Below are 14703 nucleotides of genomic sequence, written 5' to 3' on the forward strand. Positions count from 1 at the left end.
ATTAAAAAACCCCGCACTTTAGGATGCGGGGTTTTCTTTATTGCTGCAGTGGCTTCATTGTTTCATCAAGAACTTCAAATGTATAGCCCTTCGCTTTTAGCTGCGTAATTAGGCTGCCCAAGTATTTTGCGGTCGCAGGTTGATCGTGCATTAAAATGATTTTTGGTTCTTTTGGATACTTTGTCTCCAGCACTTGCAGCTGATTTAATACTTCTGGTACGTATTTGGCGCTTTTATATTTCCAGTCAAGACTGTCAATGGTCCAGTCCCAGTATATAAAGCCTTTTTGTTTTAACCGTGTTTTTTGCTGATCAGTTAAATTTGGGACGCTGCCATAAGGTGTTCTCACAAGATGTGTGTATTCACCTGTGACAGAAGCTAAAATGCGCTGATCTTCTTTCATCTCGTTCACGGGAGAATCACTTTTTTGATAAAAGCGTTTCACATCATGCGTGATGCCATGAAGCCCTAACTGGTGCCCCTCTTGATGAAGTCTTTTCACAGCTGCCGGGTGTTCTTTTATCTGCGGTCCAAGCATAAAGAATGTGGCTTTCACTTGATGCGCTTTTAGCACATCTAACAGCTGATTAGATGTTGCTGATGGACCATCATCAAAGGTTAAAAAGATCGTTTGATCTGTTATATGTTTATTTGAATTAATTTTAAAATGTGCATCTAATGTTTTTCTAGAATCATCTTTTGCTTTCAAACTAGTGCTCGTGTCTCTAAATTGACTGCTCGCAGACAATTTCGCCGGCTGATCTGCTGCTTGCATATTGGTTTTGGACATATCCCAAATAAAAAAGAGGATTAGTGTCAGAATGACTAAACCAATCGCCTTTGTAAGCAGCATGGTGTTTGAAGGTGTCTTTTTTTTCGTAACCCGTTGCATGACAATCTCTCCAATAAATCAAAAATTTGTGTAACTATGTAGTGGATTCTGTCTTTTTTCGATGTTTTTTGTCGTGTTCATATGGAGTCAGTATACAGGAAAAAAGAGCCTATGAATATAGAAGATGCTAAAAAATTGGAATCTTTTTGGTTATGAATCTATATTTGTTACAATAAGGAGTTATCCATTTTAGATGATGTGAAATAATTCTGAATAATCATTGAAACATACCCATTTATCCGCTAAGATAGCATCAGATTCAACCATTATTGCAAAGCGAAGGGGAGATTCCATATGAAAGTCTTGTACAATGGAGAGATCGTTGAAAAAAAGGATGCACATGTTGATATTGAGGACAGAGGCTATCAATTTGGTGACGGAGTCTATGAGGTCATCCGTGTATACAATGGTACTTTGTTTACATTAAAGGAACATACAGAGCGTCTGTTCAAGAGTGCAAAGGAAATCGGCATTCATCTGCAAGGTACAGTATCTGATATGGAAGAAAAGTTAAAACAGCTCGTCGCTCACAATCAATTAACAGATGGTGGTGTGTATATTCAAGTCACGCGGGGAGTCGCACCTCGTAAACATCAATATAGCGATTCTCTTACTCCTCAAATCACGGCATATACGTTCCAAGTGAAAAAGCCTGTTCAAGAGCAGACAGCTGGTGCAAAGGCTATATTATCTGAGGATCTTCGCTGGTTAAGATGTGATATCAAAAGCTTAAATCTTTTATATAATGTCATGGAAAAGCAGAAAGCATCTGAAGCAGGTGCGTTTGAAGCAATACTCATTAGAGAAGGTTTTGTGACAGAGGGAACCTCCTCGAATGTATATGCCGTTATTGACGGCGTGATTCGCACTCATCCAGCCACCAATCTCATTTTAAACGGCATTACCCGTAGAAAGCTGTTAGAAGTATGTGAGGAAGAAGGGTATAGTGTTGAAGAGACTCGTATAAGTAAAGAAGAACTGCTGCGCGCGCAGGAAATTTTCATCAGCTCCACGACAGCTGAAGTCATTCCGATTGTTGAAATAGATGGCGAGCCAGTAGGGGAAGGCGTTCCAGGAGAGCTGACAAAGCATGTACAGGAAGGCTTCCAGCAAAAAATTAAACATGAAAGTGAAGCATCCATTTCTTCATAAATAAAAAAGGCTGTAAACATTAGTTTACAGCCTTTTGTGATGCATTTATTTCACAATAAGCACAGGGATATCTGATTTTGCTGATAGCTTTTCACTTACACTGCCAAATAGCATCTTTTTTAATCTGCTTTGGTCACGTGCTCCCATAACGATGAGGTCTGCTGATATTTCTTCAGCATATTCGATAATCGCTTCTGCTGGTTCTCCCTCAACAATTTCAATGGCAGCCTCAAACTGTTCCTCATTTAAAAGCATTCTTGCTTCCGCAACGACCTCTTCAGTATGGTCTTCAAAAATCAAGGGACTTTGCTGTTCATCATGAGGTACATACACAGGAGGTGTTTGAAGATCTGCCGTACCGCCGCCGATATAAGCTCCGCCAGTCATTGGGCGCGGGGCATCAAATACCTGTCTGCTAGATTTGCCATCATGTGCATAGGCAACGGTCAGCTGAGCATGCAAGGTTTTGGCTAAAGCGATTGCCTTTTTTAATGCTTTCTTACTGTCTTCATGTCCATCAAACGCAACGACCATCCGATCAGCTTGAAACAATGTCCTCATTCCTTTCAAAAGGAGTCTTTACACACATGGTATACCCGTTATGAGAAAAAGATACACATAAAGGGAACCGACTTTTTGTTAGAAAATTTCATTTATTGAAAAATATTTATTGACAAAATGGTGACAGCCACTATAAGATAAAAAAGGATTCAAGAGCCAAAAGGAGGAAATGTCATGTGCAAACTTGGAAGAATGAAATCAAACTTCATGATTGGGTTGATTCACGTGACAATTACACCTTCATTGGTCATTGAAAAGGAACACGTATGTTCCAATTGATCGGATGAATCAAGGCGTATGTTGCGTATTTGTCAACATGCGCCTTTTTTTATGATGAAAAGAGGCGTACCAGCCAGCTGGTGGCCTCTTTTTTTGTTGGATTCATTTCGGATTTCGAAATAAAGGAATGGAAAACAACAAGTAAATGAAGAGGAGTGAAAGCATGTGAACATGCCAAAATCAAGACAAATGACAAAAGCTCAAAGAATGAAACAAGGTGACTTGCAGGAAAATTTAGAAAGCGGCTAGCTTGAAAAGGAGAGACAAACATGTTTTCAGTATTTGCGAAATTAGGCTGGTTCTTTAAACAAGAGTGGAGGCGTTATACGATTGCTATTACGCTCCTGCTCATTGTGAATGTATTTGAAATGCTGCCGCCAAAATATCTTGGTCAGGCAGTTGATGACATTCGTTCTGGTCAATTTACAACATCCAGTATTTTGTTTTATGTGACTATTTTTTGTTTACTAGGTGTCGTCGTTTATACACTTACATATTTTTGGATGTATCAATTGTTTGGCGGCGCAAATGTCATGGAGCGTGTGATGCGCGGGAAACTGATGCGACACTTGCTGAAAATGACACCGACCTTTTATGAAAAGAAAAAAACCGGCAACTTAATGGCATTAGGAACAAACGATTTAAATGCAGTTGCCTTAACGACGGGTTTTGGCGTTCTGACCTTAGTTGATTCCACTGCCTATATGCTGATGATCTTTTTTACGATGGGGATGACGATTAGCTGGAAATTAACTTTGATGGCGATTATCCCTATGCCACTCATGGCGCTCTTAATTGCATTTTATGGCAGCAAGATTCATGATCGCTTTACAGTCGCTCAAGATGCATTTGGTGATATGAACGATCGTGTCCTTGAATCAGTAGCAGGTGTTCGCGTCATTCGGTCTTTTGTACAGGAGAAACAAGATGTCGAACGCTTTCGCGAAATGACAGATGATGTATTCAAAAAAAATATGCGAGTGGCGATCATTGATTCATTGTTTGAGCCGACAGTGAAATTACTTGTGGGGATCAGCTACTTAATTGGAATCGGCTACGGAGCCTATCTCGTGTTTCAAAGTGATTTAACCATTGGGGAGCTTGTCGCCTTTAACGTCTACCTTGGAATGATGATCTGGCCAATGTTTGCGATTGGCGAATTGATTAATATTATGCAAAGAGGAAATGCGTCATTAGATCGATTGAATGATACACTCAGCTACAAGCCGGATGTAACAGATGCTGCTCAGCCAAAAACGTTACAAGAGCCGGGAGATATTCAATTTGATCATGTGACATTCAGGTATCCAACTTCATCTAAAAATAATCTCATTGATGTGTCCTTTACGGTTCGAAAAGGGCAGACGATTGGAATTACAGGCAAAACGGGAAGCGGCAAAACGACCATCGTGAAACAGCTTCTGCGCCAGTATCCAACAGGTGATGGGCAAATCTTGCTATCAGGTGTTCCGATCCAAGACATTGAAATGGATCAACTATTTCAATGGATCGGATACGTACCGCAGGATCATATTCTTTTCTCGAAAAGTGTTGAACAGAATATGCGTTTTGGTCATCGGGACGCGAAGCAAGATGAGCTGACGCAAGCCATTAAAGATGCTTATTTTGAAAAGGATTTACGACTGCTGCCAGAGGGCCTTGAAACCATGGTTGGGGAAAAAGGTGTGGCGCTGTCAGGCGGACAAAAACAGCGAATATCCATCGCACGTGCTTTATTAATTGATCCTGACATTTTAATTCTCGATGACTCACTTTCTGCGGTAGATGCAAAAACAGAAACCGCTATTTTAGAAAATTTAAGACAAAATCGTCATGGCAAAACAACATTTATTACGACTCATCGTCTTTCAGCTGTTGAGCATGCGGATCTCGTTCTTGTCATGGAAGAAGGACGTATTGTCCAAAAGGGCACCCACAACGAACTCATCCAGCAAGATGGGTGGTACAAAGAACAATTTCTGCGTCAGCAGCTGACAAATCAGCTGGAAGGAGGGGATGAGGCATGACAACAGGAAGAAGACTCCTTGCCTACGCACTCCTATATAAGAAAGTATTGTCTGTTGCCTTAATTTTTCTCATTATTGCAGTTGGTGCTGAGCTGACAGGACCATTTATTGGGAAGAAAATGATTGATGATCATATTCTAGGTGTAGAAAAACCGTATGTCGAGGTCAATGAAAAAACAGACAAAACCGTTTATTACCAGGGAAATAACTATTTACGAAGCGATCGATTAAACAATGGAGTCGAATCTGGGAAGCAAATCAATGTGGTGCAAGTCGGATTCGGTTACTATTTTGTAAATGAGCCGATTCGATTTGATGGAAACAGAAAGATTTCAGGAGATCAGCTCACCATTGAAAATGGGAACGAGCATGCGACCTATCAAGTACAGCGCTTATCAAAAGAGGAAATTTTCGCTTTTTATCAGCCGGAAATCAGTGGTTTGCTGCAGCTTGTTTTATTTTATCTAGGGCTGCTCATCATAGCGATTTTCTTTCAGTATGGTCAGCATTATTTGCTCCAGAGGATTGCAAATCGCATTATTCAAAAAATGAGGATAGACGTATTTGAGCACATCCAAACGCTGCCGATCCGATATTTTGATAATTTACCGGCTGGAAAGGTTGTAGCGAGGATCACCAATGACACAGAAACCATTCGTGATTTATATGTAACAGTCCTAGCTAATTTCGTAACGAGTGCCATTTACATGATTGGGATTTATATTGCCATGTTTTTATTAAATGTAAAGCTGGCACTCATTTGTTTGGTGGCAGTGCCGATTATTTTCTTATGGTCGATGACTTACAGAAAGTTTGCATCCGTGTACAATCACCGCATTCGTTCAATTATCAGTGAAATCAATGCCAAGTTAAATGAAGCCATACAAGGAATGACCATTATTCAAGCATTTCGTCATGAGAAAGCGACGAAAGAGGAATTTGATGAGTTAAATAACAATCACTTTCGATATCAGCGAAAGATGCTGCATTTAAATTCACTTCTTTCACATAACTTAGTTAACTTGCTTCGAAACTTAGCGTATGTGGCACTCATATGGTATTTTGGCGGTGCGTCATTAAGTGCGACCGGCATCGTGTCTATTGGTGTGCTCTATGCGTTTGTCGATTATTTGAATCGATTGTTTCAGCCAATCACAGGCATTGTGAATCAATTTTCGCGGCTGGAATTAGCAAGAGTTTCATCGGAAAGGGTGTTCCGATTATTAGATGAGCCAGGAACAGAAGTGGAAGAACCTGTTCAGGAGAAGATAGAGGGACACGTTCAGTTCAAGGATGTCACCTTTGCTTATAATGAAGGGAAAAATGTCTTAAAGAACATTACGTTTGAGGCAAAGAAAGGCCAAACGGTGGCACTTGTGGGTCATACCGGTTCTGGAAAAAGCTCGATTATGAACTTGCTTCTGCGTTTTTATGACATTCAGCAAGGAGACATTCTCATAGATGGCAAAAGCATTTATGATCAATCGCGCCAAACGCTGCGTAAACAAATGGGCATTGTGCTTCAAGACCCGTATTTATTTTCTGGTACGATTGCATCCAATGTCAGCTTAGGAAATGACGACATCAAAAGAGAAACGATTGAATCTTCATTAAAGCAAGTAGGTGCAGTAGAGTTATTGAAGCACCTGCCGCAAGGCTTTGATGAACCAGTCGTTGAAAAGGGAAGCACCCTTTCCTCAGGGGAACGTCAGTTGATTTCATTCGCACGCGCATTGGCATACGATCCAGCGATTTTAATTTTAGATGAAGCAACCGCCAACATTGATACAGAAACAGAAGCGATTATTCAAAGGGCGCTTGATGTCGTCAAAGAAGGGCGGACGACTTTTGTCATTGCACATCGATTATCCACCATTAAGAAAGCCGATATGATCTTGGTGTTAGAAAAAGGTGAAATTGTCGAGCGGGGCAGTCATGAACAACTCATGGAGCAAGAAGGACTGTATGCGCAAATGTATGAACTGCAAAAGGGTGCTGTTGCAAACAGCTGATAATGATTACAAAAAAGAGCCTCTTCGAAATTGAATGAGGCTCTTTTCGCTTGCTTGAAAAAGTCGTGGATTCTGCCCTCGACCCTTTACTGATTATATTGTTTGGATAGGCTGCATCATCAATAAGCGATACCGACGCGTTGATGCAAAAATTCCTTCGAATTTAACTGCTGATATAAAAAGTGGGCGGTATCTTCAACTGAAATTTTCTTTCCATCTATAGGGAGAAAATCTTTCTCGTAGCGATATGACCGTGTCACTTCTCCATCTGGTAAATAGGTTGGACAAATAATGGTCCAATCTAGATCAGTCGATTGAAGGATTTCAAACGCTTTGGCGTGCTCTTTAGCTGCTCGGGAAGTGGTCCGCCTTGATTCATTTGTTTCAAAACGGTAAAGCTCCGGCTGCTGCCTTGCTTTTAAAATCCCTGCCGTACCAATGGTAATTATTCTTGATGTATTTGTTTGCTTCATGGCTTGTACGATATTCTCCATGGAAACAGATAGTGTATCATCGCCATCAGTTGATAGACAGCTCACAACAATATCTGCTCCTTTCATTGTCTCAAGCACATCTTCTCGATTTCTTGAATTGCCGGTGACTTGAAACATACCCGCAAGCATTTCTTCTCGGTTTGTTCGAATCAATGAACGAACCATGTAACGATCATCTACTTGAACGAAACGAAGAAATGCTTGTCCTACACGTCCATGAGCACCGAAAAGAGCTATTTTCATCTGTTCGATCCCTCCACTACATACTATAAGTGAAAAGAACCTAAAATGGTACAACTTTTATGTGATGCTTTTTTTATAAAGGTGAAAGGACCGAATACTATGAGCATATTCACATAATAGAGAGATCCCTACAAATTGTAGAAGTTCAAAGTTCATACCGGAAATAATGTCCATCAAGATCCGCTCCTTTCTACTACATGATATGAGCTAGAAAGGTGATTGGTGAAGGATAAAAACAAAAAAAGAAGACACCGTAAGAGGTGCCTTCTATGATCCAAATATGAAATTAAGCTTTTGTTCCACCAAGGTTTTGTTGAGCGTAAGACACAAGACGTTTTGTGATTTCTCCACCAACTGAACCGTTAGCACGAGCTGTTGTTTCTGCTCCAAGGTTTACACCAAATTCAGAAGCGATTTCGTATTTCATTTGATCGATTGCTTGCTCTGCTCCAGGAACTAGTAATTGATTTGAACTATTAGAATTTGCCATGATGATTCTCCTTTTTGTATATGATTTTTTTGGTTGGGTTTGCTGGTATCGCACCAGCGAAATGATCAAGTCATTTGCCACTTGGCGAAACCCAATGCAGTAACTGCTTTGTACTAAGTATTATGGTTATTTCCGAAAAAAACATACGAGAAAAGAACATGGTAAATGTTGTGTCAGCATACAAAAAACCATCACTCAATATTGAGTGATGGCGTAGCTCTACATCCCTTTATTCAGCTGTGCGAATGCGCAGCTCCGTATCCGAATCAAAGAAGTGTGCTTTGTTCATATCAATCGCAAGAGGTATAGACTGTCCGGCCTGTACATCCGTACGAGAATCAACACGTGCAATAAACGATTGACCATCGAGAGAAGAATAAAGCATCGTTTCTGCTCCCATTAATTCAGCGACTTCTACGTTAGCATCAATTTTTGTGCCTTCAGACGCCTCTATAAATACTGGCTCATCGTGAAAATCTTCTGGTCTAATGCCAAGAATGACTTCTTTTCCAATATAGCCTTGGCTGCGTAATACTTTCATCTTGCCTTCTGGTACACGAATATGCGTTTTCCCAACCGCAATGGCACCTTCAGAGAGCTTTCCTGTAAAAAAGTTCATCGCAGGTGAGCCGATGAATCCACCTACAAATACATTCTCTGGGTTTTCATATACATCTTTTGGCGCCCCAACTTGCTGAATAAAACCATCTTTCATGACAACAAGGCGGGTTGCCATTGTCATGGCTTCAGTTTGATCATGTGTGACATAGATAAATGTCGTTTGCAGACGCTGATGAAGTTTAGAAATTTCTGCACGCATCTGAACACGAAGTTTTGCATCTAAATTAGAGAGCGGCTCATCCAAAAGAAAGACCTTTGCATCACGTACAATCGCTCTGCCAAGTGCCACACGCTGTCTTTGACCGCCAGATAGCGCTTTTGGTTTCCTATCTAAATATTGCTCGAGTCCTAATATTTTGGCGGCATTTCGAACCCGTTCATCAATTTCGGCTTTTGGGAATTTCCGCAGCTTTAATCCAAACGCCATATTATCGTACACATTCATATGAGGGTACAACGCATAGTTTTGGAAAACCATTGCGATATCCCGGTCTTTCGGTGCTACATCATTCATTCGTTTTCCATCTAACAGAAAGTCTCCTTGTGAAATTTCTTCTAGACCCGCAATCATGCGAAGGGTTGTTGATTTTCCACAGCCTGATGGGCCAACAAACACAATAAATTCCTTATCTTCTATATGTAGATTAAAGTTGTCTACTGCTGTTACCTTGTTATCGTATACTTTATAAATTTGATTAAGCATCATTTCAGCCATTGATGACAACCTCCCCTTTTCTTTTTTTTGAAAGCGCTTTACTCGTAAATAAAGTGTATAAAATGGGGAATGGTCTGTAAATGGACAACGTGCACAACATCTTATTTTTATTTTTGGGCAGGATGCTTATGAAAGATCAAGAAGAGTCATCATAAAATAAGCGGCTGATGCTTCTGAAAAATGTCGTATATCTAGCCCAGTACGTTCAATAAATTTATCAATTCGATATTGAAGGCTGTTTCTGTGAACATATAACGCTTTTGCTGCCTTGGATGCGTTTAAGTTACATTGCATATAGGTCATGAGAGTGCGGTAAACGTCCCGGTCCATGACCGCTTCTTTAAAGGCATCCGAAATAGCCTCAGAGAGGGCGGATGCATCATAACAAAGAAACGATGGCAGGCATTGATAAAATGTGGAAACCCCTGATCTAAGCTTGTCTCGCTGCATATGGTACAAGAAGAGCTGTTGTTCATTTAATAATCTCATCTTCAAATGGTCATTTGGCAAATGCAGCTGTCCTTGTATAAAGACGGAGTCGGTTAAAAAATCACTTGTAATGGCCAGAGACAAATCCTTTAGCTGATCTAATTGACTATTTTCTGAGGTCGCGTTTGGTTGAATTAGCATGGCTGTTTCAGTGCCTGTCCATATGAAATAATGAGTATGTTCGAGGCTGTTATTCACAGCCTCTTTAATTTGCTGTCTTTGTTCTGCTTGATGGACCATTTTAAAATAATAAACACGGACGGGAAGTTGGACGGTTAGTGGTTTGTTATCAAAAAGAAAGCTGGACCATTTTTGTTCATCTTCCGTCTGAGCTGTATGAGATAGATCAATCGGTGTAAGAAGAGAATTAAGAAGACGTGTTTCTCTTGCTGTAAGTGCCGATTCATCTACTCCAAAAATTTCGCCTTCTTCTGTTTGATACCAAAGGATTTGTTTGTCATGAGTAGGTGAGCTGATGATATGGTCTCCGTAAACAAGCTTTAATTTTTCTAACATGGCGAGGCTCCTTAAACAGTTTAATCATAGATATGGAATAGCATTAATTCGTGGATTTCTTCTTTTAAGTTTGGTTCAACTTCATGAGGCGGAAGCTGGGAGCCCCATTCAATATCACCTGTTTTGTGGTAAATGCCTTCATAGTGTGCACCATTGTGAAAAAAGGATATTTTCCAGCCTGGCAATTGTGCTTTCTTAAAAAGGGGTTTCCATTGAAAATGAGAAATCATATCATCATTGCCTCCTTGCTTTTATTGATGAAACAATAAACAAACACGACAATCCGGAAACAGCCTTGAACTTGCTTTTATTGTATCTCATCTAATGAAAAGAGCATAGGAAAAGCAAAGATTTCAGAACACCGTAATGTGACAAGGAAGCAATCATTATACGTTCGCGTGGTCTGTAGTTGAGAGTGAGGTTTTTGAAAGATAAGATGCGTATTCCGTAATTCTTTTTCCGATTAGCCATTCTGAGTTTTTCAAAGAGGCATGCTGGAAAATCTCTCGTCCTGGGCGGGAATTGGCTTCAAACATCCAGATTGCGCCTGTCAGATCAATGCCTAAATCCAAACCGATTTCACCAATATGTCCGGCCATTTTTTCATCTATCACCTGGCTAAGAGTAATGGCGGTATGAGAAAGCTGCTGTAAAATCTGCAATCGCTCCTTCTCTTCTGGAAACACATCATAAAGTGTTTTCACAGCTCCCCCATGTAACTGATGAGTCGTAATAGTTTGACCTCCAGAAACCTTTGCTGCTACTGCCGTGACTGTCCAATGACCGCGCTTATTTTTATTCGTATGAACTCTGAAATCCGTCGGTTGATTATCTATTTGAAGAAGCTCAATGCCTTGTTGAGCAATAAAATCATGAATGGCGTAATCCTTTCGCAGCCCTTGAACGAAATGTTCTATTGAGCGATATGGAATAGCCCATCCAAGATTTGAGGATACAGTGACTCCGTGGTCTTCCTTTTTTAATTGATAAATACCGTCTCCATGACTTCCGTTTATCGGTTTTAAGTAGATAACATGATGCAGATGGAGAAGTGTTTCTATTTTCCTTAGAGCGTCCACTGGATCTAATTTTTCGGAATGTGGAAGAAAGGGGCATGTTTTTTCATCTGCTAATAGCTGTTCATGAATCTCCCATTTATTAAAAAAGTAAGGATTGAACCAAGGGATATCATAGTCTTGAGTGAGTTTTCGCTTCGTTTCTTGAATGAAAGCTGATTGAGCAGCTTTTCTATTTGGAAGCCGGTCATAAATAACTGACGGCAAGGGCATCTGTTTTTTAACCCATGATTGTTGTTGGTAAAACAGTCCTTCAACTATTCCTTTTTCCCAATCAATAGAATGTGTACCAAAAAGATAGGCAAAGCCAGCATGCCGATTGAAAGAGTGCAAAAGTTTGATGAAAAAGTCTGATCTCTTTCTTAATGGCTGCGTGCCTTGCTTAAAACCTGCCGTGAAAATGCCAATCAACGGTCCGATAAAAAGTGTATGATCAATGGTAATCACATCAGCTTTTGATGGATAAGGAATCAGTAAATCTCTATATAGATCTTCCGATAATAAAATTTTATTTGGATGTTGATGATAGGAAATGTTGAAGTCGTCTACTAAACGAGACCCTAGAGCAAGAGAATAAATGGCATCCTTCTGTTTAAAATGGACGGGAAAATGAATTGTTTTTTCACTTGTGGGATGTGGGGCGATGATGCAGCGATTTTTGTTCATGAGAAACCTCCTTCCGTTGAGACTTCATTGAGTGTGCGTGTTCAAGAATGGTACGAACCAATTGATTTTCCTTTTCAGGGAAAGCTTTTAAAAAAGCGGAGCGTCCTGGCTTTGATTTTATATTTGATATGAAAAGTCTGCCTTCACTTGTATGAAGTAAATCTACCGCAAATTCAAAGCAAGGGGAAAGGGTTTTATCTATAAAAGCTGGGAGTGATGCTTGAATGGATTCAATATCATCTAAAAGGAGCTCCTTGATGTGTGACTGCAATGTGTTTAAATAGTGTTCAAAGCTTATCACAGCAGCTGATTTTTGTGTAAGATTAAAAAGGCTATTTTCCGCAGGTGATTTTGTGTGAATCCCCATACGATTCCATTGATTTTTTGAATCTTTCATAAGAAAAATCCTGATTTCATTGATGAAAAACTTTTTTTGATTACTCGTGTTAAAAAATTGAAGGAAATACCTCCCGATATATTTTTTGCACCAGCGCTCCATCTCTGACGCTCGAGAAAATGTAATAATTTGCTTGGGACTTAGCTGAACGGTGAACGTTGATGTGCCATCAAAGGAAATGAAGTAAGTAGATGCTCCATGCTGCTGAGAGAGAGGCTGCATCTTACAATAACCGCCGCCTTTCCTTGCCAAATTGATCAGATCTGAGGGCTCCTTTAGTAATGAGCAGACTGGTAAATATGGCTGTAAAGAAGGGAGAAGACGGAGCTGCTCGTATAGGACCATTTTATTTGAAATGCCGGTATTCAAAAAATCTGTTTTTGGATACTTTTTTAGCCATTCCATGATTGGTTTTGCTTTTTTAGATTGTGCGTCATGCTGGTAAAGACAGCGGTCGTAAATCAAGTCAGGGATCGGAAATTCTGCGTCGGTAAACCCTTTGCTACTCGTATATATTTGACCTTGAATCAAATTAGAAGCCGGCTTTAAATCAAGTGGTGTAAAACGAACAACCTTTAAACGATAAGCAGGGGCAGCTTTGGCGAGCTGACGTGTAAATATCTCTTCATATTGCGGAGAAAGGGTTACAATACCTAATGTTGATGTCATTAAAAAGCACCTTCTTTTCAACTTCTTTTTTACTATCAGAAAAACACTTTTTCATGATTTTACATAATGCCTGCGCTCCTTTATCATTACGACAGATTGCTTGATCATATGTCTCTCGCTGCGTGCTTCATTTGCTTGGGATCTTGACAACCACTATAATACGTATAGATCAAAACAATAAACATCGGGTGTTGTTTGAAAGGTAGATGACGACTTTGAATATATTCACAACGTTTATCTTTATGATTGTTATAGGAGCAGTCATAGGAGCAGCGACAAATCATCTTGCAATTAAAATGCTTTTTCGGCCTTATAAGCCATATTACTTATTTGGGAAACAGCTTCCATTTACTCCAGGACTCATTCCTAAAAGAAGAGATGAAGTAGCCAAGCAGGTTGGTGTCATGGTGATGGAGCATTTACTTACGCCAGAAGGTATTCAAAAACGATTTGAAACCTCGGAGGCAAAGCAAGAGATACTGCATACAGTCCATCGTTATATTGACAAAGGTGCAAGTATGGAGATAACCGTGCTCTCTCTGCTAGAAAAATTCGGCTTTTCACAGGCTGACGTCAAAGCAGATGAATGGCTCCATCAGTGGTCTGATCAGAAGCTCGGTTCATTGCTTGAAACATATAATGAGCAAACTTTATTTGAATTGCTCCCGCTGGAAGTGGAAAGCAAAATAACGTCGAAAATTCCAGATGCTGCAGATTATATATTAAAGAGAGGCATTCATTATTTTGAAAGTGATGAAGGCAAGGCAAGGCTTGGCAATATGATTGATGATTTCTTAAAAGAGCGTGGGATGCTTGGCAGTATGGTCCAAATGTTTTTAGGAAATTCAAGCTTAATTGATCGTGTACATCCTGAAATCATTAAGTTTTTAAGAAACGCAGAAACAAAAAGATTTTTATCAGATTTGCTTGTTCAAGAATGGGACAAGGTGAAGCAGTTTTCTCTTCATGAGCTTGATGAAAAATGGAATGTGAAGGAGCTTATTTTTAGTGTGAAAAACCAATTGCTTTCTCATTTCTCTACAAAGCTGATATTAGACAAACCAGTTGGAACATATGTCGGTGCTGTAGCTGATGACCTTAAAACACACTTTGCACCAGTATTGATTCATAAAGGAGTCGCAGCGGCATCAACTGCTTTAGAGGGGCTGCTTGAAAAGCTGCAATTTGAAGACATCATTCGTGAACAAATTGAACTTTTCCCGCTTGAAAAAATGGAGGAACTTGTGGTCAGCATCTCCAGTAAAGAGCTGAAGATGATTACATTTCTAGGCGGTTTTTTAGGCGGAATAATTGGTGCAATCCAGGCTGTTTTTGTTGTGCTATTCTAAGATAAGCTAGAGAAATTTTATTGAATTCATTGTATATATGTGAAACGAAAGCCAT

13 protein-coding genes are annotated in these 14703 nt (G+C 39.9%); 4 read left to right on the forward strand and 9 right to left on the reverse strand.

The features are described from left to right. Positions 1-37: 37 nt before the first annotated feature. Positions 38-892 carry a polysaccharide deacetylase family protein gene (locus AKG37_RS14555; RefSeq protein WP_060699457.1) on the reverse strand — a complete coding sequence of 285 codons (855 nt, stop codon included), beginning with the start codon at positions 890-892 and terminating at the stop codon, positions 38-40. Between the two features lie 294 nt (positions 893-1186). Between AKG37_RS14555 and dat the strand changes: the two genes are divergently transcribed. Next, a complete protein-coding gene (dat, locus tag AKG37_RS14560; protein WP_060699458.1) occupies positions 1187-2044 on the forward strand; it encodes a D-amino-acid transaminase in 858 nt (285 codons plus the stop codon). Positions 2045-2089: 45 nt separating this feature from the next. Here dat and AKG37_RS14565 read toward each other — a convergent pair whose 3' ends face one another. Continuing rightward, positions 2090-2596, reverse strand: a complete 507-nt coding sequence (locus AKG37_RS14565) for a universal stress protein (RefSeq protein WP_060699459.1) — start codon at positions 2594-2596, stop codon at positions 2090-2092. Between the two features lie 557 nt (positions 2597-3153). On the opposite strand from AKG37_RS14565, the gene bmrC reads away from it, so the two are divergent. Both bmrC and AKG37_RS14575 read left to right on the forward strand, forming a co-directional pair. Beyond that, positions 3154-4911, forward strand: a complete 1758-nt coding sequence (gene bmrC, locus AKG37_RS14570) for a multidrug ABC transporter ATP-binding protein BmrC (protein ID WP_060699460.1) — start codon at positions 3154-3156, stop codon at positions 4909-4911. Next, positions 4908-6923, forward strand: a complete 2016-nt coding sequence (locus AKG37_RS14575; protein WP_060699461.1) for an ABC transporter ATP-binding protein — start codon at positions 4908-4910, stop codon at positions 6921-6923. Before bmrC ends, AKG37_RS14575 begins: the two co-directional genes overlap by 4 nt. 119 nt (positions 6924-7042) lie before the next feature. Here AKG37_RS14575 and AKG37_RS14580 read toward each other — a convergent pair whose 3' ends face one another. The 7 genes from AKG37_RS14580 to AKG37_RS14610 form a co-directional block, all read right to left on the reverse strand. Continuing rightward, positions 7043-7660: an NAD(P)-dependent oxidoreductase gene (locus AKG37_RS14580; RefSeq protein WP_060699462.1), complete on the reverse strand. Its 618-nt coding sequence runs from the start codon at positions 7658-7660 to the stop codon at positions 7043-7045. A gap of 286 nt (positions 7661-7946) precedes the next feature. Further along, positions 7947-8150 carry an alpha/beta-type small acid-soluble spore protein gene (locus AKG37_RS14585; protein ID WP_039177528.1) on the reverse strand — a complete coding sequence of 68 codons (204 nt, stop codon included), beginning with the start codon at positions 8148-8150 and terminating at the stop codon, positions 7947-7949. Between the two features lie 229 nt (positions 8151-8379). Next, positions 8380-9486 carry an ABC transporter ATP-binding protein gene (locus AKG37_RS14590; protein WP_060699463.1) on the reverse strand — a complete coding sequence of 369 codons (1107 nt, stop codon included), beginning with the start codon at positions 9484-9486 and terminating at the stop codon, positions 8380-8382. A 126-nt stretch (positions 9487-9612) separates the two neighbouring features. Further along, positions 9613-10491: a helix-turn-helix domain-containing protein gene (locus tag AKG37_RS14595; protein ID WP_060699464.1), complete on the reverse strand. Its 879-nt coding sequence runs from the start codon at positions 10489-10491 to the stop codon at positions 9613-9615. A gap of 20 nt (positions 10492-10511) precedes the next feature. Continuing rightward, a complete protein-coding gene (locus AKG37_RS14600; protein ID WP_060699465.1) occupies positions 10512-10721 on the reverse strand; it encodes a YheE family protein in 210 nt (69 codons plus the stop codon). Between the two features lie 156 nt (positions 10722-10877). Continuing rightward, positions 10878-12233: a YheC/YheD family endospore coat-associated protein gene (locus tag AKG37_RS14605; protein ID WP_060699466.1), complete on the reverse strand. Its 1356-nt coding sequence runs from the start codon at positions 12231-12233 to the stop codon at positions 10878-10880. Then, entirely contained in the window at positions 12190-13299 is a 1110-nt protein-coding gene (locus AKG37_RS14610) for a YheC/YheD family protein (RefSeq protein ID WP_060699467.1), read from the reverse strand. The genes AKG37_RS14605 and AKG37_RS14610 overlap by 44 nt, the downstream gene beginning before the upstream one ends. 215 nt (positions 13300-13514) lie before the next feature. On the opposite strand from AKG37_RS14610, the gene AKG37_RS14615 reads away from it, so the two are divergent. Beyond that, on the forward strand, positions 13515-14648 hold the full coding sequence (locus AKG37_RS14615) for a DUF445 domain-containing protein (protein WP_060699468.1): 1134 nt from the start codon (positions 13515-13517) through the stop codon (positions 14646-14648). Positions 14649-14703 lie beyond the last annotated feature (55 nt).

This window comes from Bacillus australimaris, from assembly GCF_001307105.1.
GTDB lineage: Bacteria > Bacillota > Bacilli > Bacillales > Bacillaceae > Bacillus > Bacillus australimaris.

What these genes read in the sequence shown, in the direction of transcription:
- AKG37_RS14610 (WP_060699467.1), bottom strand. Translation starts at nt 13,299, where the DNA reads ATGACATCAACATTAGGTATTGTAACCCTTTCTCCGCAATATGAAGAG.
- dat (WP_060699458.1), top strand. Translation starts at nt 1,187, where the DNA reads ATGAAAGTCTTGTACAATGGAGAGATCGTTGAAAAAAAGGATGCACAT.
- AKG37_RS14605 (WP_060699466.1), bottom strand. Translation starts at nt 12,233, where the DNA reads ATGAACAAAAATCGCTGCATCATCGCCCCACATCCCACAAGTGAAAAA.
- AKG37_RS14575 (WP_060699461.1), top strand. Translation starts at nt 4,908, where the DNA reads ATGACAACAGGAAGAAGACTCCTTGCCTACGCACTCCTATATAAGAAA.
- AKG37_RS14595 (WP_060699464.1), bottom strand. Translation starts at nt 10,491, where the DNA reads ATGTTAGAAAAATTAAAGCTTGTTTACGGAGACCATATCATCAGCTCA.
- AKG37_RS14590 (WP_060699463.1), bottom strand. Translation starts at nt 9,486, where the DNA reads ATGGCTGAAATGATGCTTAATCAAATTTATAAAGTATACGATAACAAG.
- bmrC (WP_060699460.1), top strand. Translation starts at nt 3,154, where the DNA reads ATGTTTTCAGTATTTGCGAAATTAGGCTGGTTCTTTAAACAAGAGTGG.
- AKG37_RS14600 (WP_060699465.1), bottom strand. Translation starts at nt 10,721, where the DNA reads ATGATTTCTCATTTTCAATGGAAACCCCTTTTTAAGAAAGCACAATTG.
- AKG37_RS14585 (WP_039177528.1), bottom strand. Translation starts at nt 8,150, where the DNA reads ATGGCAAATTCTAATAGTTCAAATCAATTACTAGTTCCTGGAGCAGAG.
- AKG37_RS14555 (WP_060699457.1), bottom strand. Translation starts at nt 892, where the DNA reads ATGCAACGGGTTACGAAAAAAAAGACACCTTCAAACACCATGCTGCTT.
- AKG37_RS14580 (WP_060699462.1), bottom strand. Translation starts at nt 7,660, where the DNA reads ATGAAAATAGCTCTTTTCGGTGCTCATGGACGTGTAGGACAAGCATTT.